This window comes from Bradyrhizobium sp. USDA 3364, from assembly GCF_054056355.1.
In genome coordinates this window covers 6,853,277-6,873,724 of sequence record NZ_JBSRYG010000002.1, presented here as the reverse complement: position 1 = coordinate 6,873,724, position 20,448 = coordinate 6,853,277, and the positions used below count along the sequence as shown (strand labels likewise).

Annotated in this window: 22 protein-coding genes; 9 read left to right on the top strand and 13 right to left on the bottom strand. The window is 64.4% G+C overall.

The window, feature by feature from the left end; translation table 11 throughout:
- Positions 1-2 precede the first annotated feature (2 nt).
- Both ACVILL_RS32155 and coaD read right to left on the bottom strand, forming a co-directional pair.
- Complete coding sequence (locus tag ACVILL_RS32155; RefSeq protein ID WP_456732733.1) at positions 3-566, bottom strand: peptidylprolyl isomerase; 564 nt, start codon at positions 564-566, stop codon at positions 3-5.
- Between the two features lie 47 nt (positions 567-613).
- On the bottom strand, positions 614-1,111 hold the full coding sequence (gene coaD / locus ACVILL_RS32150; RefSeq protein WP_456732732.1) for a pantetheine-phosphate adenylyltransferase: 498 nt from the start codon (positions 1,109-1,111) through the stop codon (positions 614-616).
- Positions 1,112-1,379: 268 nt separating this feature from the next.
- On the opposite strand from coaD, the gene ACVILL_RS32145 reads away from it, so the two are divergent.
- From ACVILL_RS32145 to ACVILL_RS32125, 5 genes are all read left to right on the top strand, one after another.
- Positions 1,380-1,637 carry a hypothetical protein gene (locus tag ACVILL_RS32145; RefSeq protein WP_456732731.1) on the top strand — a complete coding sequence of 86 codons (258 nt, stop codon included), beginning with the start codon at positions 1,380-1,382 and terminating at the stop codon, positions 1,635-1,637.
- A 293-nt stretch (positions 1,638-1,930) separates the two neighbouring features.
- Positions 1,931-3,784 (top strand): potassium transporter Kup, encoded by a 1,854-nt coding sequence (locus ACVILL_RS32140; protein ID WP_456734412.1) that lies wholly within the window; start codon positions 1,931-1,933, stop codon positions 3,782-3,784.
- Positions 3,785-3,899: 115 nt separating this feature from the next.
- The gene (locus ACVILL_RS32135) at positions 3,900-4,142 is read left to right on the top strand and encodes a hypothetical protein (RefSeq protein WP_456732730.1); all 243 of its coding nucleotides are present in this window, start codon (positions 3,900-3,902) and stop codon (positions 4,140-4,142) included.
- A 79-nt stretch (positions 4,143-4,221) separates the two neighbouring features.
- Positions 4,222-4,980, top strand: a complete 759-nt coding sequence (locus ACVILL_RS32130; RefSeq protein ID WP_456732729.1) for an SDR family oxidoreductase — start codon at positions 4,222-4,224, stop codon at positions 4,978-4,980.
- On the top strand, positions 4,977-5,891 hold the full coding sequence (locus ACVILL_RS32125) for a sigma-70 family RNA polymerase sigma factor (protein WP_456732728.1): 915 nt from the start codon (positions 4,977-4,979) through the stop codon (positions 5,889-5,891). The genes ACVILL_RS32130 and ACVILL_RS32125 overlap by 4 nt, the downstream gene beginning before the upstream one ends.
- 148 nt (positions 5,892-6,039) lie before the next feature.
- On the opposite strand, the gene gyrA is transcribed toward ACVILL_RS32125, so the two are convergent.
- From gyrA to ACVILL_RS32110, 3 genes are all read right to left on the bottom strand, one after another.
- Positions 6,040-8,769 carry a DNA gyrase subunit A gene (gyrA, locus tag ACVILL_RS32120; RefSeq protein WP_456732727.1) on the bottom strand — a complete coding sequence of 910 codons (2,730 nt, stop codon included), beginning with the start codon at positions 8,767-8,769 and terminating at the stop codon, positions 6,040-6,042.
- A gap of 201 nt (positions 8,770-8,970) precedes the next feature.
- Positions 8,971-9,381, bottom strand: coding sequence for a DUF2306 domain-containing protein (locus ACVILL_RS32115; protein ID WP_456732726.1), 411 nt, complete (start codon positions 9,379-9,381; stop codon positions 8,971-8,973).
- Positions 9,382-9,635: 254 nt separating this feature from the next.
- A complete protein-coding gene (locus ACVILL_RS32110; RefSeq protein WP_021081257.1) occupies positions 9,636-10,127 on the bottom strand; it encodes a single-stranded DNA-binding protein in 492 nt (163 codons plus the stop codon).
- A 471-nt stretch (positions 10,128-10,598) separates the two neighbouring features.
- Between ACVILL_RS32110 and ACVILL_RS32105 the strand changes: the two genes are divergently transcribed.
- Positions 10,599-11,342, top strand: coding sequence for an outer membrane protein (locus ACVILL_RS32105; protein ID WP_456732725.1), 744 nt, complete (start codon positions 10,599-10,601; stop codon positions 11,340-11,342).
- Positions 11,343-11,393: 51 nt separating this feature from the next.
- Here ACVILL_RS32105 and ACVILL_RS32100 read toward each other — a convergent pair whose 3' ends face one another.
- Positions 11,394-11,576 carry a hypothetical protein gene (locus ACVILL_RS32100; RefSeq protein ID WP_456732724.1) on the bottom strand — a complete coding sequence of 61 codons (183 nt, stop codon included), beginning with the start codon at positions 11,574-11,576 and terminating at the stop codon, positions 11,394-11,396.
- Positions 11,497-11,850 carry a hypothetical protein gene (locus ACVILL_RS32095; protein WP_456734481.1) on the bottom strand — a complete coding sequence of 118 codons (354 nt, stop codon included), beginning with the start codon at positions 11,848-11,850 and terminating at the stop codon, positions 11,497-11,499. The genes ACVILL_RS32100 and ACVILL_RS32095 overlap by 80 nt, the downstream gene beginning before the upstream one ends.
- On the opposite strand from ACVILL_RS32095, the gene ACVILL_RS32090 reads away from it, so the two are divergent.
- On the top strand, positions 11,789-12,448 hold the full coding sequence (locus tag ACVILL_RS32090; RefSeq protein ID WP_456734411.1) for an outer membrane protein: 660 nt from the start codon (positions 11,789-11,791) through the stop codon (positions 12,446-12,448). The genes ACVILL_RS32095 and ACVILL_RS32090 overlap by 62 nt on opposite strands.
- Positions 12,449-12,705: 257 nt before the next feature.
- Complete coding sequence (gene uvrA, locus ACVILL_RS32085; protein ID WP_456732723.1) at positions 12,706-15,693, top strand: excinuclease ABC subunit UvrA; 2,988 nt, start codon at positions 12,706-12,708, stop codon at positions 15,691-15,693.
- A gap of 209 nt (positions 15,694-15,902) precedes the next feature.
- On the opposite strand, the gene ACVILL_RS32080 is transcribed toward uvrA, so the two are convergent.
- The 5 genes from ACVILL_RS32080 to ACVILL_RS32060 all read right to left on the bottom strand — a co-directional run bounded on the left by ACVILL_RS32080 (position 15,903) and on the right by ACVILL_RS32060 (position 18,877).
- Positions 15,903-16,208 (bottom strand): hypothetical protein, encoded by a 306-nt coding sequence (locus ACVILL_RS32080; protein ID WP_456732722.1) that lies wholly within the window; start codon positions 16,206-16,208, stop codon positions 15,903-15,905.
- Between the two features lie 69 nt (positions 16,209-16,277).
- Positions 16,278-16,646 carry a VOC family protein gene (locus ACVILL_RS32075; RefSeq protein ID WP_456732721.1) on the bottom strand — a complete coding sequence of 123 codons (369 nt, stop codon included), beginning with the start codon at positions 16,644-16,646 and terminating at the stop codon, positions 16,278-16,280.
- A gap of 150 nt (positions 16,647-16,796) precedes the next feature.
- Positions 16,797-17,129: a PRC-barrel domain-containing protein gene (locus ACVILL_RS32070; protein WP_456732720.1), complete on the bottom strand. Its 333-nt coding sequence runs from the start codon at positions 17,127-17,129 to the stop codon at positions 16,797-16,799.
- 261 nt (positions 17,130-17,390) lie between these two features.
- Positions 17,391-18,335 carry a YVTN family beta-propeller repeat protein gene (locus ACVILL_RS32065; RefSeq protein ID WP_456732719.1) on the bottom strand — a complete coding sequence of 315 codons (945 nt, stop codon included), beginning with the start codon at positions 18,333-18,335 and terminating at the stop codon, positions 17,391-17,393.
- Positions 18,336-18,337: 2 nt separating this feature from the next.
- Positions 18,338-18,877: an SRPBCC family protein gene (locus ACVILL_RS32060; RefSeq protein ID WP_456732718.1), complete on the bottom strand. Its 540-nt coding sequence runs from the start codon at positions 18,875-18,877 to the stop codon at positions 18,338-18,340.
- A 198-nt stretch (positions 18,878-19,075) separates the two neighbouring features.
- Between ACVILL_RS32060 and ACVILL_RS32055 the strand changes: the two genes are divergently transcribed.
- On the top strand, positions 19,076-19,441 hold the full coding sequence (locus tag ACVILL_RS32055; RefSeq protein WP_456732717.1) for a hypothetical protein: 366 nt from the start codon (positions 19,076-19,078) through the stop codon (positions 19,439-19,441).
- A 128-nt stretch (positions 19,442-19,569) separates the two neighbouring features.
- Here ACVILL_RS32055 and ACVILL_RS32050 read toward each other — a convergent pair whose 3' ends face one another.
- Positions 19,570-20,445, bottom strand: coding sequence for a PCC domain-containing protein (locus ACVILL_RS32050; protein ID WP_456732716.1), 876 nt, complete (start codon positions 20,443-20,445; stop codon positions 19,570-19,572).
- Between the last annotated feature and the right edge of the window lie 3 nt (positions 20,446-20,448).

Genomic DNA, 20,448 nt, shown 5'->3' with positions numbered 1-20,448 from the left:
CATCACTTGATGTCGGATGCGACCTGCACCTTCACCATCTTGTCGGGATCGGTGACGGCACCGCCGGGTGAGCCCGCGGGAGCCTTCTTCAGCTTGTCGACCACATCCATGCCCGACACCACTTCGCCGATCACGGTGTACTGGCCGTTGAGGCTCGGTCCGTCGGCGAACATGATGAAGAACTGTGAATTGGCGCTGTCGACGCTGTCGCCGCGCCGGGCCATGCCGACGATGCCGCGCTTGAACGGGACCTGCGAGAATTCCTGCTTCAGATTCGGATATTTCGAGCCGCCGGTGCCGTTGAAATTCTGGCCGTCGCCGGTCTGCGCCATGAAGCCGTCCATCACGCGATGGAACGGCACGTTGTTGTAAAAGCCTTCGCGCGCCAGCTGCTTGATGCGCTCGGCATGGTTCGGCGCGATGTCGGTGCGCAGCTTGATGACGATGCGGCCCTTGGTGGTGTCGATCACGATCGCATTGGCCTTGTCGAGATTGGCGGGCAGCGGCTGCGCGACCGCGGGCACGACGCAAAGCAGCGCAGCAACGAATGCAAGAATGCGGATCATGGAAACTCCGGATCTCTGTAACGTTCGGGATATGGCAGCCGCCGGTATCAGGGGGCGAACTTGGCCTTCAGGCTAGCGGCGACTGATGACGGCACGAATGCAGAGAAGTCGCCGCCCATCTGGGCGATTTGGCGCACCAGTGTGGCGGTGATCGGGCGGACCGCGACCGACGCCGGAACGAACACGGTATGCACTTCGGGCGCCATGGCCTCGTTCATGCCGGCAAGCTGCATCTCGTAGTCGAGATCGGTGCCGTCGCGCAGGCCGCGAATCATCAACGTGGCCTTGGCCGCGCGGGCCGCCGCGACCGTGAGATTGTCATAGGTCGCGCTCTCGAACGCGCAGCCCGCCTTCTGGGCGATGGGGCCGAACACCTCGTGGACCATGGCCAGCCGCTCCTCGGTGGAGAACAGCGGCTTCTTGCCGGGATGGACGCCGATGGCGACGATCAGGCGGTCACAGAGGAAGACCGCCTGTCTCACCACGTCCAGATGGCCGTTGGTGACGGGATCGAAGGAGCCTGGGTAGATCGCGATACGGGACATGGTCCCTCCTAACCCGCCCCGCTCGCCCCGGCAAGCCGCCCGGGTTCCGCCGGTTGCGCGAAATAAATCCCTGCTCGTCCAGTGAACGAGTCCTGGGATGCCAGCGTCTACGAGGGTGAATGTTTCGTCGGCCGTTGGCGGACGAAACAAAACCGGCCGGCGATGAAACCATTTCCTGGGGTGGCGAAGACACCAGGAAACTTGCGGCCGGTAGACACTGGACAACGAAACGACGGGCCCGGTCGGGCCCGATCACATAGGGACCGTCATGATCAAGGCACTTTCCGCCATCGCTGTTGCCGCGTTCATTGCCGCCGCGCTCACCGTTCTGCCGGGCTTTGCGCCGCAGGTCGAAGCCTCCACCCCGCAGCCGCTGGCGAAGGCCGACCGCCTCAACGTTCACCCGGCCGGCAAGGACTGCTCGCAGCAGGCCTGGCCGAATTTCGAGGCCTCCTGCCTGCGCGGCGCCGGCAGCAACACCGTTGTCCGCGAAGCCCGCCTCGTCACCGCCGACCGCACCCCGTAGAGCATTTCAGGCGAACCGGACGCCGGCTCGTCTCGGAGAAATCTCCTCAAAATATCTCAGAGCATTCCGTTCCGACGCGATACGAGCGGAATGGCCGTCACTGTCAGCCTGACGTAAGGTCAGGTCCGTCACGCAAAACCCAATGGTAATTTGCGACGTCCCGTCGCAGACTATCGTCTAAGGCGCCCAGGCCGGATGACCCGGCGGGCGCAAGCCATCGGGGGATTGCCGTGACCAGTACGCCCGCCGTCGTTTCCTCTGGCCACCCACCCAGCAGCCCGATCCCGTTTGCCATCACGCTCGGTGCGTTGGGCGTCGTCTATGGCGACATCGGCACCAGCCCCCTGTACGCCCTGAAGGAAGCCGCTAAGGCTGCCGCCCGTGGCGGACCGCTGACCGAAAGCGCCGTGCTCGGCGTGGTCTCGCTGATCCTGTGGGCGCTGATCCTGATCATCTCGCTCAAATACGCCATGCTGATCCTGCGCGCGGACAACCGCGGTGAAGGTGGCATCGTCGCGCTGCTGGCGCTGCTTTCGGCGCGCAACGCGGCGCCCGGCACCTGGCGCGCTCATCTGCTGGTCGTCGGCCTGGTCGGCGCCGCCCTGCTCTATGGCGACGGCGCGATCACGCCCGCGATCTCGGTGCTGTCGGCGATCGAGGGCCTCAAGGTCGACGCGCCCTCGCTGACGCCCGCGGTGGTGCCGCTCACGGTCGTCATCCTGATCGGCCTGTTCATCATGCAGAAGCAGGGCACCGGCTTCATCGGAAGGATATTCGGCCCGGTGATGCTGTTCTGGTTTGCGGTGCTCGCAGCGCTGGGCATCCACGGCATCGTCAAGGCGCCCGGCGTGCTGGTTGCGCTGAGCCCGTTCTATGCCTTCGATTTCCTGGTCCATCAGGACTTCCACGTCAGCTTTGCCATCCTCGGCGCCGCGTTCCTCGCGGTCACCGGCGGCGAGGCGATGTATGCCGACATGGGGCATTTCGGCCGCTTTCCGATCCGGCTCGCCTGGTTCGCCATCTGCCTGCCCGCGCTGGTGCTGAACTATTTCGGCCAGGCCGCAGAACTGATCAGCGACCCGAACTCGCTCGACAACCCGTTCTTCCAGCTCGCTCCCGACTGGGCGCATTATCCGCTGGTGCTGCTCGCGACCGTCGCCACCGTGATCGCCTCGCAGGCGATCATCTCCGGCGTGTTCTCGCTGACCCAGCAGTCGATCCAGCTCGGCTTCCTGCCGCGCATGCACATCGAGCACACCACGAGCGATGCGATCGGGCAGATCTATGTGCCGCTGGTGAACTGGCTGCTCGCGGCCGCGACGCTCGGTGCGGTGCTGGCGTTCGGCACCTCGGACGCGCTCGCCGGCGCCTACGGCATCGCGGTGTCGCTGCTGATGGCGATCACGACGCTGCTCGCCGCGCTGGTCGCGATCCAGTGGGGCTATTCGCCGATCCTCGTCATCGCGGTGAACGGCTTCTTCTTCATCATCGACGCGATCTTCTTTGCGGCCAACACCGAGAAATTGTTCGAGGGCGGCTGGTTCCCGCTGCTGCTCGCGGCAGCCGTGGCGTTCCTGATGATGACCTGGCGCGGCGGCGTGAAGCTGGTCGAGAAGGCGCGCGGCAAGCTGCGTCAGCCGGAAGAGGACCTGATCGAGACCGCCGTCAACAAGTGCAGCGCCCGCCTGCCCGGCACCGCCGTGTTCCTGGCATCCGCCCCGAACGGCGTGCCGCTCGCGCTGACGCAGTTCGTCAAGCACAACCACGTGCTGCACCAGCGCGTGCTGCTGGTCACCGTGCAGATCGAGGAGCAGCCGCGCATCCCAGACGAGGCGCGTGCCGACGTGATCGAGATCAGCCCGGGCATCACGCGGATCATCCTGCATTACGGCTTCATGCAGTACCCGACGATCTATGAGGGGCTGCAGCTCGCCTGCCGGCAGAGCAAGCTGCCCGGCATCGATCTCTCCGAGGTGACCTACTACATCGGCCGCGAGACCATCATCCCGCGCGAGGACGTGCCGGGCATGTGGGTGTGGCGAGAATCGCTGTTCGCTTTCCTGCAGCGCAATGCCGAGCGGTCGGCGGCCTTCTTCGGCGTACCGACCGGTCAGGTCGTGGAGTTCGGCACCGAGATCGAGATCTGATTTCACGATCGGCGTAGCCCGGATGGAGCGAAGCGTAATCCGGGACCATAGATGCCGCTTCGCAAGCCCCCCGGATTTCGCTTCGCTGCATCCGGGCGACAGGTGATCTCCGGGAATGTCAGACGATCCGCCGCTTCAGCTCAAGCCGCGGCTGGCGATCTCGATCGACCAGGCGCAGGCCATCGTCAGCCGCGTAGCCCCGCGCGCTGTGGTGTGCAACGTCATCGAACTGCGCGGTGGCGAGATCAGCACGATCGTCGAAATCGCGCTGGTCGACGCACCGAGCTACATTCTCAAGGTCTACCCCGCGCAGCTGCAATGGAAGATGGCGAAGGAGGTCTACGTCCTCGGCACGTAGGCTGATATCCGCGCCGGGAGCCTGACTCTTTTCGGAGACGTCGATCGTCTTGGCTTCACACAGACATGGGAGCCAACAGATGAGCCTCAAGAATAAAGTCGCCGTCGTCACCGGTGGGAGCCGCGGTCTCGGCCTGGGCCTGGTTGAAGCGCTTGTTGCCGAAGGAGCGAAAGTCACGGTCGTTGCGCGCGGAACGGACTCGCTCAAGGCTACCCGCGACCGGCTCGGAGTAGCGACGGTCTCGGCGGACGTGACCGATCGCATCGCCGCCAATCGCATCCTCTCCGACATCAAGCCGGATATTCTGGCGCTCAACGCGGGCATCACGCCGCGGATGGGCCGACTGGATCAATTGAGCTGGGAGGACTTTTCGGCCGCCTGGGAAACCGACGTCAAAGCGGGCCTGTTCTGGCTTCAGGCGGCACTCAATCTCCCGTTGAAGCCGGGCAGCACAGTTCTCGTGGGATCAAGCGGCGCCGCTGTAACCGGATCGCAGATGTCGGGCGGTTACGGCGGCTCCAAGCGAATGCTATGGTTCATGGCCAAGTATGCCAACGGTGTTTCGCAGGAATTGAATCTCGGCATCCGCTTTCAGGCCATCGTACCGCGGCAGATGATCCTGGGGACCGGGATCGGAGATGCCGCTGCCGGTGCCTATGCGGGCTCGATGGGGATTACGCCCGAACAGTTTGTCGCGCGCTTCGGCGCACCCATGCCTCCCCGGAAGTTCGGTGATCTGGTGATCTCGATTTTGAAGGACCCGCAATACGCCGACGGCATCGTATTCGGCCTCAACGGCGATGCCGGCGTGACCGTCATGGAGGGAGCGGCAGCTTGACCGGCTACCTTTCGAGCACCAACCGGTGGGCCGCGCTGCTCGCACTCGCTGAAGAATTGCGGCCCGAGCTTCACCGCTATTGTTCGCGTCTGGTGGGCTCGGTGATCGAGGGCGAGGATGTCGTGCAGGACACCTTCGCCAAGGCCTTCGTCGCCATGGAGGCAATGGCCGAATTGCCCCAACTTCGCGCGTGGCTGTTCCGCATCGCTCATAACCGAGCATTGGATGTCTTGCGCAGCAAGGCCATCCGCGCCGCCGAGCCGATCGAGGCGGCGTACAACGTTGTCGACGGAACGAGCCCTGATCCTGAGGAGCAGTTGATGCATCGGGAAGCGGTGCGGACGGCGGTATCGCGCTTTGCGGAGCTCCCGATTCTGCAACGCAGTGTGATCATCCTGAAAGATGTCCTCGATGAGCCGCTCGCCGACATCGCCTCCCTGCTCGGTCTCACCGTCGATTCCGTCAAGGCGCATCTTGCGCGGGGGCGTGCGCGTCTCCGCGAGATCAACGCGACCGCATCCAGCCCGCCGGACGTCAGATCGCCCTCCGCAGCGGTCATGCGGTACGTCACCCTGTTCAACCAGAGAGATTGGGACGGGTTGCGCGCGATGCTGGCGGATGACGTGAGGCTCAATCAATCAGCTCACCCCGTCCGGGTCGGACGGACCGACGTTGGGATGTTCTTCAGCATCTACGGAAAAATGGATCGGGTAAGGCTGGCGCCCGCCTGGTTGGAGGGCCGGGAAGTCATCGCGGTGTTCGAGGGCGACATGGAAACCAAGCCGAGCTACTTCATGTGGCTCGAGTGGCGCGGCGACGAAATTACGCTCATCCGCGACTACAGATACGTCCGCTACATCATGGCGGACGCGGAGCTCATCATCTCAAGGAGCGATGGAGCGCAAGCGTAGAGAACGGTGTGCCCCGGCCAACCAGAGAGCGCGACACAAGCCTTCGCGTAGCCCGGATGCAGCGAAGCGTAATCCGGGATGGAAGTGCCGCATCGAGAGCCCCCCGGATTTCGCTACGCTTCATCCGGGCTACGAGACTGCGGCGGCGCTAGCCGCCGTTGCCGTTCTCGCCGTTTTCCTCTTCCGGAATGTGCTCGACGGAGACCACGTGCTCATCCTCGGCGGTGTCGAACACGATGACGCCCTGGGTCGAGCGGCCGGCGACGCGGATGTCGGCGACCGGGCAGCGGATCAACTGGCCCTTGTCGGTGACCAGCATGATCTGGTCGGCATCCTCGACCGGGAACGACGCCACGAGCTTGCCGTTGCGGTTGTTGACGCTCATCGCGACGATGCCTTTGCCGCCGCGGCCGGTGGTGCGGTACTCGTAGGACGAGGTCCGCTTGCCGTAGCCGTTGACGGACACGGTCAGCACCACCTGCTCGGCTGCCGACAACTCGGCATATCGCTCCTGCGACAGCTGGATGGCGTCGTTCGCGGTCTCTTCGCCCTCGGCCTCGACCGGCTCCTCGGCCACGGCCTCGCCGGCCACCGCGCGGCGCATCTTCAGATAGGCCGAGCGCTCGTCCGAGGTAGTCTCGACATGGCGCAGGATCGCCAGCGAGATCAGCTTGTCGGCCTCGGCGAGCGCAATGCCGCGCACGCCCATCGAGGTGCGGCCGGTGAAGACGCGCACATCGGTGACCGGGAAGCGGATGCACTGCCCGCCGGAGGCGGTCAGCAGCACGTCGTCGCGCTCGGTGCAGATCTGCACGTCGACGATCGCCTCGCCCTCCCCGAGCTTCATCGCGATGATGCCGGAGCGGCGGACGTCGACGAAGTCGGACAGCTTGTTGCGGCGAACCGTGCCGCCTGTGGTCGCAAACATCACGTCGAGATTGGCCCAGGAGGATTCATCCTCCGGCAGCGGCATGATCGTGGTGATGCGCTCGCCCTGCTCCAGCGGCAGGATGTTGATCAGCGCCTTGCCGCGCGCGTTGGGAGCCGCCATCGGCAGCCGCCAGACCTTCTCCTTGTAGACCTGGCCGCGCGACGAGAAGAACAGCACCGGCGTGTGGGTGGAGGCCACGAACAGACGCGAGACGAAATCCTCGTCGCGGGTCTGCATGCCGGCGCGGCCCTTGCCGCCGCGGCGCTGCGCCCGGTAGGTCGACAGCGGCACGCGCTTGACGTAGCCGGCATGCGACACGGTGACGACCATGTCCTCGCGCTGGATCAGGTCCTCGTCCTCGACCTCGCCTTCCTGCTCGATGATCTCGGTCTTGCGCGGCGTCGCGAACTGCTGCTTCACCTCGGCGAGCTCGGTCTTGACGATGCCTTGTACGCGCGCGCGCGAGCGCAGGATGTCGAGATAATCGGCAATCTCGGCCGCGAGCTTGTCGAGCTCCTCGGATATCTCGTCCCGTCCCAGCGCGGTCAGGCGCTGCAGCCGCAGGTCGAGGATGGCCCTGGCCTGCTCCATCGACAGCCGGAGCGTGCCGTCATCGTTGATGCGATGCCGGGGATCGTCGATCAGCGTGATCATCGCCTCGACGTCGCGCGCCGGCCAGTCGCGCGACATCAGGGCTTCGCGCGCGGTGTTGGGATCGGGCGAGGTTCGGATAACACGGATCATCTCGTCGATGTTGGCGACTGCGATCGCCAGGCCGACCAGGATATGGGCGCGGTCGCGCGCCTTGCCGAGCAGGAACTTGGTCCGCCGCGTCACCACCTGCTCGCGGAACGCGACGAAGATGGTCAGCAGATCCTTCAGGGTCATCGTCTGCGGACGACCGGAATCCAGCGCCAGTATGTTGGCTGGGAAATTCGTCTGCAGCGGCGTGAACTTGTAGAGCTGGTTCAGCACCACGTCCGGCACCGCGTCGCGCTTCAATTCGATCACGACGCGGTAACCGTCGCGGTCGGACTCGTCGCGCAACTCGCCAATGCCTTCGATCTTCTTCTCGCGCGCCAGCTCGCCGATGCGCTCGACCATCGAGGCCTTGTTAACCTGATACGGGATCTCCGTGATGACGATCGCTTCGCGATCCTTGCGGATGGTATCGATCGTCACCTTGCCGCGCATCACGATCGAGCCGCGGCCGAGATGGTAGGCACTGCGAATGCCCTGCCGTCCCAGGATGATGCCGCCGGTCGGGAAGTCCGGTCCGGGGATGATGTCGATCAGCTCGTCGATCGTGAGCGCCGGATTGTCGATCAGCGCCACGCAGGCATCGACGACCTCGCCGAGATTGTGCGGCGGGATGTTGGTGGCCATGCCGACGGCAATGCCGCCGGCACCGTTGACCAGCAGGTTGGGGAACCGGGCCGGCAGAACCGACGGCTCCCGCTCGGAATTGTCGTAGTTCGGCTGGAAATCGACGGTGTCCATGTCGATGTCGGCGAGAACGGCAAGCGCCGCCTTGGTCAGCCGCGCTTCGGTATATCGATAGGCCGCCGGCGGATCGCCGTCGACCGAACCGAAATTGCCCTGGCCGTCGATCAGCGGCACGCGCAGCGAGAAATCCTGCGCCATGCGGACCATCGCGTCGTAAATCGACTGGTCGCCGTGGGGGTGATATTTACCGATCACGTCGCCGACGACGCGCGCGGATTTGACGTATTTCTTGTCCGGCGTATGCCCCTGCTCATGCATCGAATACAGGATGCGCCGGTGCACCGGCTTGAGCCCGTCGCGCGCATCGGGCAGCGCACGCGACACGATCACGCTCATCGCGTAATCGAGGTAGGACTTCTTCATCTCGTCGAGAATGGAAACGGGACGAATATCTGAGGGCCCCGGCTGCTCGCCGGGCTTGTGGTCGTCGTTATCGGACAAAGGGGAAATCCGGTCAGTTCTACTGGGGAATCATATAGCGTATCGGGGGCCCGAAAACCACCCTTGCGCGGCTCCGGACAGCCGATTTTCCCTTCGTTTTTTCATGGACTTACCGGCGACGTTGCGGGCTTGCGACGAGCCCGCTTTGCGCTGCGATCGCCGGCCGGCAAAGACCGCATGGAACCGGCCGCCGCAACGCCCTCATTGACCCGTCCAGTGGCCGAAAATCACGGCATGCATGATCCGCCCGGGCACGAAGGTGAACAGCCCGGCGATCACCAGCGCGCCGAAGAAGACGCCGATCATCGTGTATTTGTGGCGGCGGACGTCGTGGCTCCGCGCGGCCCTGACGCCCAGCACCAGCATCGCCAGCGTGAAGATCGACAGCAGGTGGATCGGGCTCCACGGGCCCAGCAGCCGGATCTGGTGGATCCAGAACGAGCTCAGCGCGACCGCGAGCATCAGGATCACCCAGATCCAGCCCAGCGTCCGGTGCGGCAGCGTGCCCTTGGGTGCGGCGAGCTGGATCGAGCCGAGCACGAAGGCGGCCATCGCGGCAAAGGCATGGAACGGGATCGCAGGCGCGGCGTCGAGCAATGGCGCGAGGCTCATCTTGGCGGCCCTCGAGTAAGCGCGCGGCCAGACGTCGCTCGCCGCAGGCCAATGTAAATATCATTCACATCCGCCTGTGTCAAAGTCCGGGGAACTTGCCTCGGCGACCTCCAGAATTTGGAGATCCGGCAAATAGCTCTGGAGTTATCCTCATAATTCACATGAGGAAATTGCCATCATGCATAATGGCGGCCGCTCATGGAAATGATCTTCACGGAGCGGCGCGCTCAGGACCTCGGGATTGCGACGTCCGATCAGAACGGGATGTCGTCGTCCATATCGCTGTTGCGGCTGCCGCCGCCGGCGGCGACTGCGCGGCGCGGCGCCGAGCTGACCGGACCGGACGAGCCGAAATCGCTGCCGCCGTCATCGGAGAAGCTGCCGCCTCCACCGCCACGCCCGTCGAGCATGGTGAGGTTGGAGTTGAAGCCCTGCAGCACGACCTCGGTCGAGTACTTCTCGACACCTGACTGGTCGGTCCATTTGCGGGTCTGCAACTGACCCTCGATGTACACCTTGGCGCCCTTCTTCAGATACTGCTCGGCGACCTTGCAGAGACCTTCGTTGAAGATCACGACGCGATGCCACTCGGTCTTTTCCTTGCGCTCGCCGGTGCCCTTGTCGCGCCAGGTTTCCGAGGTGGCGATGGAAAGATTTGCGATCGGACGGCCGTCCTGCGTCCGCCGGATTTCCGGATCCTTGCCGAGGTTTCCGACCAGGATCACCTTGTTCACGCTTCCTGCCATCGCATCATCTCCACTCAAAAACCGGGCGACCGGACATCGGCCGCCACTCTCAACCTTCGCCACTTACATCGCAGGCGTCGTGGATGACCCTATACGCCGGTGCCGGCTCGCCGCCTTTGCCGTCGCGCGGTTATCCACGATTATCGAGATATAGCATCGCGGCCGGCATTGTTCCAGTTTTGTTCGCCACACCAGCCGTAGAGGCAGCCGGCGGCGATCGCGTGGCAACCGATCTCGGTCCCGGTCGCTGGCCGGCTCCGACACCTTAGAAAAAGACTAAATAAATCAGTATCTTGCTTTGAACACACTTCTTCCGCGAGTGTGGCTTTTCTTCCGCGAGTGTGGCTTTTGGGAGACGGCGGTTGCGGTTGAATCAGCGTATAGATGCCACCCATGACGTGGGCGCTCGCGTCTGAGATCGTGCTTCGGGACCGTTTGGAAGCCGATCGCCGGGGAGCTGGGAGACTGATTATGAAGAAGTTTTTGCTCGGTACGGTTGCTCTGATTGCGTTTGCGGCGCCAGCCGCGGCGGCCGACCTCGCTGCGCGCCCCTACACCAAGGCGCCGCCGATGATCGCCGCCGTCTATGACTGGAGCGGCTTCTACATCGGTGCCAACGGCGGCTGGGGCTCGAGCCACAATTGCTGGGACCAGGCCCCGGGCGGCACCTTCATCGGCTCGGATGGTTGCCATGACGCGACCGGCGGCGTCGCCGGTGGTCAGATCGGCTATCGCTGGCAGGCCGGCACCTGGGTGTTCGGCCTCGAAGCGCAGGGCGACTGGGCTGACCTGAAGGGCAGCAACAACAGCGCGATCTTCCCCGGCCTCTTCACCAACCAGAGCAAGATCGACGCGTTCGGCCTGTTCACCGGCCAGCTCGGCTACGCCGCCAACAACGTGCTGCTCTACGCCAAGGGCGGCGCGGCGCTGACCGACAACCGCTTCAACACCTACTTCACGCCGACCGGCGTGCTCGCCGGCAGCGCCAGCGACACCCGCTGGGGCGGCACCATCGGCGCCGGCATCGAAGTCGGCTTCGCGCCGAACTGGACCGCCGGTATCGAGTACGACCACCTGTTCATGCAGGACAAGACCTACAACCTCACCACGCCCACCGGCACGCTGTTCAGCAACGTCCGCGACCGCCAGGACGTCGACCTCGTCACCGTCCGCGTGAACTACAAGTGGGGCGGCCCGGTCGTCCCGCGCTACTGATCGCGCGACGCGGATTTACCCAGACCAAAGGCCGGCCTCGCGCCGGCCTTTTTATTTGTGCGGCCGATCAGCCTGCTCGCGGCGCACGAATGAAAACGATCGCTCGAAGCGGAAGGACGGCTCTACACCGTCAAGCTCGCCATCAATTGCCGCTTCAACGCAGCGGGCCCCGTCGTCGCAGCGAATGCTGAGCGCGCCGCCGATCGCGCGCCGCTGCGTTCGCGTCGAAATCAAGAGCCGGCCTCGCGCCGGCTTCTTCGCTGCGTGCGAGCGCGCACCGCTGCGGGACTGTTTTCAGTGCATTGTGGTTTCCCGGATACACAACTTCCGGGATTTCTATGTAGAAGCACGCATACGTCACGCAACACTGCTTTGACGCTCCCTTCAAATGTTCGAAGGGAGACAACGAGAAAATGAGCAAGAAAAACGGGATTTGGACTTTGAAAATCAGGAATGTTTTGCTGGCCTCGGCCGGCATGTTTGCACTGAACGCTTTTGCACCGGCCATGGCTGCTGATATGGCGGCCCGCGCCCCCTACGTGAAGGCTCCGCCGCCGGCCGCGATCTACAACTGGACCGGCTTCTACCTCGGCGGCTTCGGCGGCTATGCCAGCGAGGACTCCGGCAATCCGAAGATGGAAGGCGGCTTCGGCGGCGGCACCATCGGCTACAACTGGCAGGCCGGCAACATCGTGTACGGCCTCGAGGTCGACGCTGCCGGCGGTGACATCGACGCTTCGATTTCCGCGCTGGGCATCACCGCCCGCAGCAAGATCGACTCGCTCGGCACCGTTCGCGGCCGCTTCGGCTTCGCCGTCGACAAGGTGCTGTTCTACGGCACCGGCGGCTACGCCTGGGCCAACAACGAGCTCAGCGTCACCGCGCTCGGCGTGACTGCCTCGCAGAGCAACTTCCACTCCGGCTGGACCGTCGGCGCGGGCATCGAGGCGTTCATCGCCCCGCAGTGGTCGATCAAGGGCGAGTACCTGTATCGCAGCCTCGGCGGCGAGACCTATTTCGGCGTCCCCTCCGCCGACATCAACCTGCACACCGTCCAGTTCGGCGTGAACTATCACTTCGGCGGCCCGATCGTCGCCAAGTACTAAGCTCGACAGTGATCTGACGAGATCGGATCGTTAAGGAAAGGCCGGCCTCGCGCCGGCCTTTTTTGCATCTCGGAACCGGCCCTGCTGACGGCTGCTGCCATCCGGCAAACTATCCGTTGATGGACGCTATTCAGCACTGGAAATTGTCGACCGTTCTTCCTACGTTCCAGTCCTCACACCCCATCGGCGCAAGCTCCCGGCAGCACCGGCGATGCGCGCCCAAAAAGGCGCCCGATCATGCGCCCGGAATTGTCGCTATGGATGAAGTGCTCAAGGCGAAGCGCCAACAGAACGCGGGCTCCTCATCGCGCGCCATCACGATCCGCGGCGCGCGCGAACACAATCTGAAGAACATTGACGTCGAGATTCCCCGCGACAAGCTCGTGGTGTTCACCGGCCTGTCCGGCTCCGGCAAATCCTCGCTCGCGTTCGACACCATCTACGCCGAGGGCCAGCGCCGCTACGTCGAGTCGCTGTCGGCCTATGCGCGGCAATTTTTGGAGATGATGCAGAAGCCGGATGTCGACCAGATCGACGGCCTGTCGCCGGCCATCTCGATCGAGCAGAAGACCACCTCGAAGAACCCGCGCTCCACCGTCGGCACCGTCACCGAGATCTACGACTACATGCGCCTGCTCTGGGCCCGCGTCGGCGTGCCCTATTCGCCGGCCACGGGCCTGCCGATCGAGAGCCAGATCGTCTCGCAGATGGTCGACCGGGTGCTTGCGCTGCCGGAAGGCACCCGCCTCTATCTGCTGGCGCCGGTCGTGCGCGGCCGCAAGGGCGAGTACAAGAAGGAGCTCGCCGAATATCTCAAGAAGGGCTTTCAGCGCGTCAAGATCGACGGCACCTTCTATGAGCTGGCGGAGGCGCCCGCGCTCGACAAGAAATTCCCGCACGACATCGACGTCGTGGTCGACCGCATCGTGGTGCGCCCTGACCTCGCCCAGCGCCTCGCCGAAAGCTTCGAGACCGCGCTGAAGCTCGCCGAGGGCCTCGCCGTGATCGAATACGCCGACGCGCCCGCGGCGGCGGCAGACGAGAAGAAAGACGACAAGAAGAAGACCGCAAAGATCCACGACAAGAGCGGGCCCGAGCGCGTCCTGTTCTCGGAAAAATTCGCCTGCCCGGTCTCCGGCTTCACGATCCCCGAGATCGAGCCGCGCCTGTTCTCGTTCAACAACCCCTATGGCGCGTGCCCGGCCTGCGGCGGCCTCGGCGTCGAGCAGCATATCGACGAGGATCTGGTCATCCCGGACAAGGAGCTGACGCTGCGCAAGGGCGCGATCGCGCCCTGGGCGAAATCGTCCTCGCCCTATTACATCCAGACCCTGACCGCGCTCGGCAAGCACTACAAGTTCACGCTCGACACCAAGTGGAAGGACCTGACCAAGAAGGTGCAGGCCGCGCTGCTGCACGGCTCCGGCGACGACGAGATCAAATTCTCCTATGAGGACGGCGTCCGCTCCTACGACACCAAGAAGCCGTTCGAGGGCGTCATCACCAACATCAATCGGCGCTACCGCGAGACCGAGAGCGAGTGGGCGCGCGAGGAGCTCGGCAAGTATTTCTCCGACGTGCCCTGCGCCGGCTGCAACGGCCATCGGCTGAAGCCGGAGGCGCTGTGCGTCAAGATCGGCGGCAAGCATATCGGCGAGATCTCCGAGCTCTCGGTGAAGCGCGCCGGCGAATGGTTCGAGACCGTGCCGGAAGCGCTGAATGCGCAGCAGAACGAGATTGCGACCCGCATCCTGAAGGAGATCCGCGAGCGGCTGACCTTCCTGCTCGACGTCGGCCTCAATTACCTGACGCTGTCGCGCTCCTCGGGCACGCTGTCCGGCGGCGAGAGCCAACGCATCCGCCTCGCCTCGCAGATCGGTTCCGGCCTGACCGGCGTGCTCTACGTGCTGGACGAGCCCTCGATCGGCCTGCACCAGCGCGACAATGCCCGGCTGCTCGACACGCTCAAGAGACTTCGCGACCTCGGCAACACCGTGGTCGTGGTCGAGCATGACGAGGACGCGATCCGCCTTGCGGATTACGTGCTCGACATCGGGCCCGGCGCCGGCATGCATGGCGGCCACATCGTTGCCGAAGGCACGCCCGACCAGATCATGCGCAACCCGAAATCGCTGACCGGCAAGTATCTGACCGGCGAGCTTTCGGTCCCGATCCCCGACCGGCGGCCGCCGAACCACCGGCGCACCATCAAGGTCGTCAACGCCCGCGGCAACAATCTGAAGAACGTGTCGGCCGAGATCCCGCTCGGCCTGTTCACCTGCGTCACCGGCGTCTCCGGCGGCGGCAAGTCGACCTTGCTGATCGACACGCTCTACAAGTCGATCGCCCGCAAGCTCAACAACGCCAGCGAGGGTGCCGCCCCGCACGACCGCATCGAGGGTCTGGAGCACATCGACAAGATCATCGACATCGACCAGTCGCCGATCGGCCGCACGCCGCGCTCCAACCCCGCGACCTATACCGGCGCCTTCACGCCGATCCGCGAATGGTTCGCCGGCCTACCCGAGGCCAAGGCGCGCGGCTACGAGCCTGGGCGCTTCTCCTTCAACGTCAAGGGCGGTCGCTGCGAGGCCTGCCAGGGCGACGGCGTCATCAAGATCGAGATGCACTTCCTGCCCGACGTCTACGTCACGTGCGACACCTGCAAGGGCAAGCGCTACAACCGCGAAACGCTGGAGGTGCTGTTCAAGGGCAAGAGCATCGCCGACGTGCTCGACATGACGGTCGAGGAAGCCGCCGAATTCTTCAAGGCGGTGCCGCGCGTGCGCGAGACCTTCCAGACCCTGCACCGGGTCGGCCTCGACTACATCCATGTCGGCCAGCAGGCCACCACGCTGTCCGGCGGCGAAGCCCAGCGCGTCAAGCTGGCAAAGGAATTGTCGAAGCGCGCCACCGGCCGCACGCTCTACATCCTGGACGAGCCGACCACCGGCCTGCACTTCCACGATGTCGCAAAACTGCTCGAGGTGCTGCACGAGCTGGTCGCCCAGGGCAACACGGTGGTCGTGATCGAGCACAATCTCGAAGTCATCAAGACCGCCGACTGGGTGATCGACCTCGGCCCCGAAGGCGGCGACGGCGGCGGCGAGATCGTCGCCTGGGGCCCGCCCGAAGATATCGTCAAGGCACCGCGCAGCTACACCGGCAAGTTCCTGGCGCCGGTGCTGAAGAAGGCCAACAGCAAGCCGAGGAAGAGCAGCAGCGCGAGCGAGGCGGCGGAGTAGGCGCAGACCAACTGGTCTACGATCCAACTCCGCCTATCTACGGCTCGGCTGAGGCATTGGCCTTGAACACCAGTGGCTTCCTGACAAGCCAGATCGACCAATCAACGAGAAGCAAAATACAAGAGAAGACTGCGGCCGAAAGAATCCACCACTCAAAGTCATCCAGCCCCGACGTACGGTCTTCGTACCAACCATTGATCGTGAAGCATTCATAAGGGATGTTGCCCGCCGTGTGCAGCCATCGACGCCGTTATCAAGGCCAAGATCACGTTTGTCGCAACAACAACAACGCTGCGCGCGAATAGAAGCGGCAACGCAACAATGATTATTGTGATGACATCTTGGGCGAACGACGGCGGTCCGCCGGCGAAAACCATCCCTTGGCTTGAGCATAGTTCGTTATAGGCCTTCGCCGCTAGCGGATATAGGTGGTGGGGCACAGGAAGCGAAAGCGCGTAGAGAGAGAAGCCGAATATTCGAAGAATGATTTTGTAGTGGCCTATCAGATAAGCCATCTTCCCACCTCATCATCGCACGCCGGTCCAATATTGACAGATCGAGGCTAACGTACCTTACCGGCTAACTCACTTTTTCCGGTACGTAGCAATCTGCCAGACGTTTGCCCAGGGATCCCGGACCATCGCGCGTCTGTCGCCGTAAGGCGTATCCGCGGGCATCTCGATCGCCTCAGCGCCTGCCGCGATCGCCCGCCGGTAGGTCTCGCCCGTGTTCTGAACATAGACGTAGAGGAACGCCGGCATCGCCTCACGGGTGCTTCCGCCGTCGCTGATCAGGATGATCGAGTCTCCGATCCGGATTTCCGTGGGCACGCCGGACCGAACTTCGCCTTCGGCGCCGAAAACATCGCGCAGGAATCCGGCGAGCCCGATGAGGTCGCTCGTGACAATCCTCGGGATGACGGAAGGCCAGCCGAACGGTTTGTATTGGATCATGTGCCTGACTTTGACTAAACAAGTAGCCGGATGCGCAATGCGATATTCGGATTGTCGGCCGGACGCGTTGATCGTTTCCGCATGTCATCGGGCGCGCCTTCGCGCGATCCGTTGACTCATGCGGGCTACAACACCGCCCTCACCTCCGCGCTACACCGCCCAATAGTTCGGGTGCGTATACGTCTGCGAGCGGTCGCCCCAATCGAATTCGTCGCCGTCGAATTCGGACGGCCCGGCGCGCAGATCCTCCATCGTCACCTCGACCTCGAAGGCCTGCCGCGCGGGATCAAAGCGCAACGCGGTCCATCTGACGGGATAGTGGTGGTGGGTACTCAGCACGCCGCCTGTCCTGATGATGGCGTAGGCAACCGTTCCGCTCACCTTGTCGAGCATCAGCCGCTCGATCGACCCGAGCTTCGTGCCATCGCGCCCAAAGACGCAGACATGCTCGACCCGGTCACTGGGCACCAAGGTATGATGCATTGCATCCTCCCTTTGTTCCGTGCATTTGCCCGATAATATATGCCTGCCGCGCTGGTGAGCCAATGGGGCACGGCTCGGCGACAGGCCGCAGGAGCGATTGGCTATCGCGCGGCGGCGGACGCCTGCACTATTTCGGAATAATAGAAATGTAGCACTGATTTGCCCGACGCGTCAAGTCGCTTTTCCGAGCGCCGGCGGCGACCCGCTCCTTTGCATGGGGTTGTTTTCGATATTTTGGGACGCGTACCATTGCCGCCGCCCCTATTCGGTCCTTCTCAGGAACGCCCCGAACGCGCGCGGGCCGTCGCCGACCTTGACCTCGCCCGTGACCTTCAGCTCGACGGCATCGATCACGCTGAGCGTATTGCTCTCCCAGTTCGCGACCAGGATCCGCTTGCCGTCGGCGGTCGCCTCGATGCCCTCGGGGTAGTCGCCGACCGTGATCCGCTTCACGGGCTGCAAGGTCGCGAGGTCGAACACGCTGACCTTGCCGTCATACTGGTCGGTGACGAAGCCGCGGCCTTGCGCCAGCGCCACCGCATAGGGGCGCAGGCCGACATGCACGCGGCCGATCTCGCGTGCGGTCGCGATGTCGATCACGGAGACGTCGTTGGAGCCGACATTGGCGGTATAGGCGCGCTTGCCGTCGGCGTCGATGGTGACGCCGAACGGGCGCGTGCCGACCTTCACGATCCCCCTCCGCTCATGCGAGGCGGTGTCGATGATGGAGACGCTGTCGTCGTCGCGATCCGCCGACAGCAGCAGCAATCCGTCCGGCGTCACGGCGAGCCCGGACGGCGACGCGCCGACCGCGATGCTTGCGGCGACACGTTGCTCTTTGGCATCGATCACCCGCACCGCGGCGGCGTACCAGTCGGCGACATAGACCGTCGCGCCGTCGGGTGCCACCGCGATGCCGAGCGGCCCGCCGCCGACCTTGACCCGGCCGACCACCTTGCGCGAGGACGCGTCGACCACCGTGACCACCTTGGCATCCGGGCTCGTCACATAGGCGAAGCGGCCGTCATTGCTGACGGCAACGCCGGCCGGCTTGCCGCCGATCGCAATCGTCGCGACCGGCTTCGCTGTCGCGAGATCGACCACCGTGAGATCGTCGCTGAGCTGGTTGGTGACGAACGCCTCCTCGGCCCGCGCGCCCGCGCCGCCGAGGCTGACGAGCAGCGCCAGCAGCGCGATCGCACGCATGATCAGGTGCCGCTCTCGATCTTCTTCTTTAGCGCCTCGAGCCCGGCCTTGTAGAGCCCGCTCACCGCCTTCACCGCGGCCTCGTCGCTCAATTCCAGCGGCGGGTCGTTGTTGGGAAAGCCGCGGTAGAACGCGCCCGCCCATTCCAGCTTCGACTTGCCGCCGGACGCCGGCGACACGGTCAGCGTCGAGGAATAGTTGGTGACTGGCAGCACCTTCACGTCGACCGCCGTGATCCGGTACGAATAGCTCATCATCTCGGGCTCGTATTTGTAGAGCTCCTCGTCGACGGTGGCGCCGGGCGCCAGGGTCAGCCGGCGCGTCGCGCCGATCTCGTTGCCCTTCTCGCCCTCGGTCTTGCTGACGCCGGCGAGCCAGCTCATGTCCTGGAAGTTGCCGATCACCGCCCACACCTTGGCCTGCGGCGCGTCGATCTCGATGGATTCCCGCACCTTCTGGCGGGTCGGCCCGTGGGCCCACGCGGCCCCCAGTGCAGCCAATGCCAACACCACGACGCCAGCTCGCGCGATCGTCCGCCTCATCCTTGTCCTCTCCCGATGTCTGTCGGCGATGCGCCGCCGGGCGCGTGCCGCAGTTTATGGGTCGACTTTTAGACCGGATTGGGGACCGCCTTCTTGCACCAGAGCGAAGTCAGAACTTCCCCGTGGGGCAAGTCCAGCGCGAAACAAAGGCGGGGGCGTCAGTTATGCTAAGAGCCCGGAACAATTCTGGATCGCCGGATGCCCATGCCCCGCAAGGTCGACATGCCCCGCAAGGCCGACATGCCCAGCAAGGCCTATGCCCTCTTCCGCAAGGCCGTCAGCACCGAGCAGCAGGTGGTCTGCATCTATCACGGCCGGCGGCGCGAGCTCTGCCCGCACATCATCGGCCGCAACAAGAACGGCGAAGAGGTCGTGCTGGCCTGGCAGTTCGCCGGCGACAGTTCCGGCAAGCTGCCGCAATGGCGCTGCCTGCGGCTCGCCAATGTCAGCGCCATCAGCCTGCGCAAGGGCCCGTGGCACGAAGGCGGCTCGCACCGCACCGAACAGACCTGCGTCAGCGCGGTCGACCTCGACATCAACATCCATGTGCGCAAGCGGCGGTGATCCGCCGGCCACCATGTCGCGAGAGTCCGGATGTGTGTCTCTTACAGGCGGCGCCACACACTCGCTGTCGTCCCGGCGAAGGCCGGGACCCATAACCACAAATGCCGATTGTTATGCACCGCTGGAGCCTACGGCCGCTCAGCCTCCTCCAGCACCTCCAGCACGAGCTCCATCGTCATCAGCACCGGATTGTCGCCGCGCACCAGCCGTCCCTCGGCGATACCGCCGAGATAATCCACCAGCGCGATGTCGACGGCGGCGCGCAGGCGGCGATTGGCATCGGGCGCGATCTGTCCCGCCGTCACTGCAAGCTCGGTCGCGAACGGCACCACGCTGTGGCCGTCGGTGAGGACGGCGCCGATGGTCGAGCCGACGCCGCCATGCAGCCGCGCGCGCAGGATGCCGTGCTGGCGGCAGAAGCCTTCCAGCGCGCAGGCAAAATCCTGGTTCGGCCGCAGCCGCAACGCAAAGGCATGGCTCGAGGTCTTAGCCCCACTCGGCGTGCTGGCAACGGGACCGAACAATTTGAAATTGGTCTCGCTGTCATGCTCGGCCAGAAACGTCGCGCCGTCGATCCCGAACGCGCTGACCTCGAACGGCTCGGCGACGATGGTCTGGTCCGGCAGCATGTGGCCGCCGTTGAAGCGGCCGTCTGCCTCGGTCCACAATCCGTGGCAATGGAAGAACGGCGCGCCGTCGCGCTCGCCGAAGGTCAGCGCCGCGAGCTTCAGCCGCGTCACGCCGTCGGGACGAAACGTGTCGCTGTAGAACGCGGCGTTGGCGCCGTCCTTCGACAGCGCCGGCATCACATAGGCGAACGGCCCGAGCGCCCCTCCTTTGGCGCTCAGCACGCCGCCGGAAAAGCCCTCGGCCGCAAAGCCGCGGCGCACCGCCTCGAGCAGGGGAATGCCAGGCTCGAGCATGAATGAAAAGGCGCGGCCGCGCGCGGCGACCCATTGGATGCGCTCCGGATGTGGAGCGCCGGGCTGGGCGATGCTCCGCATCGC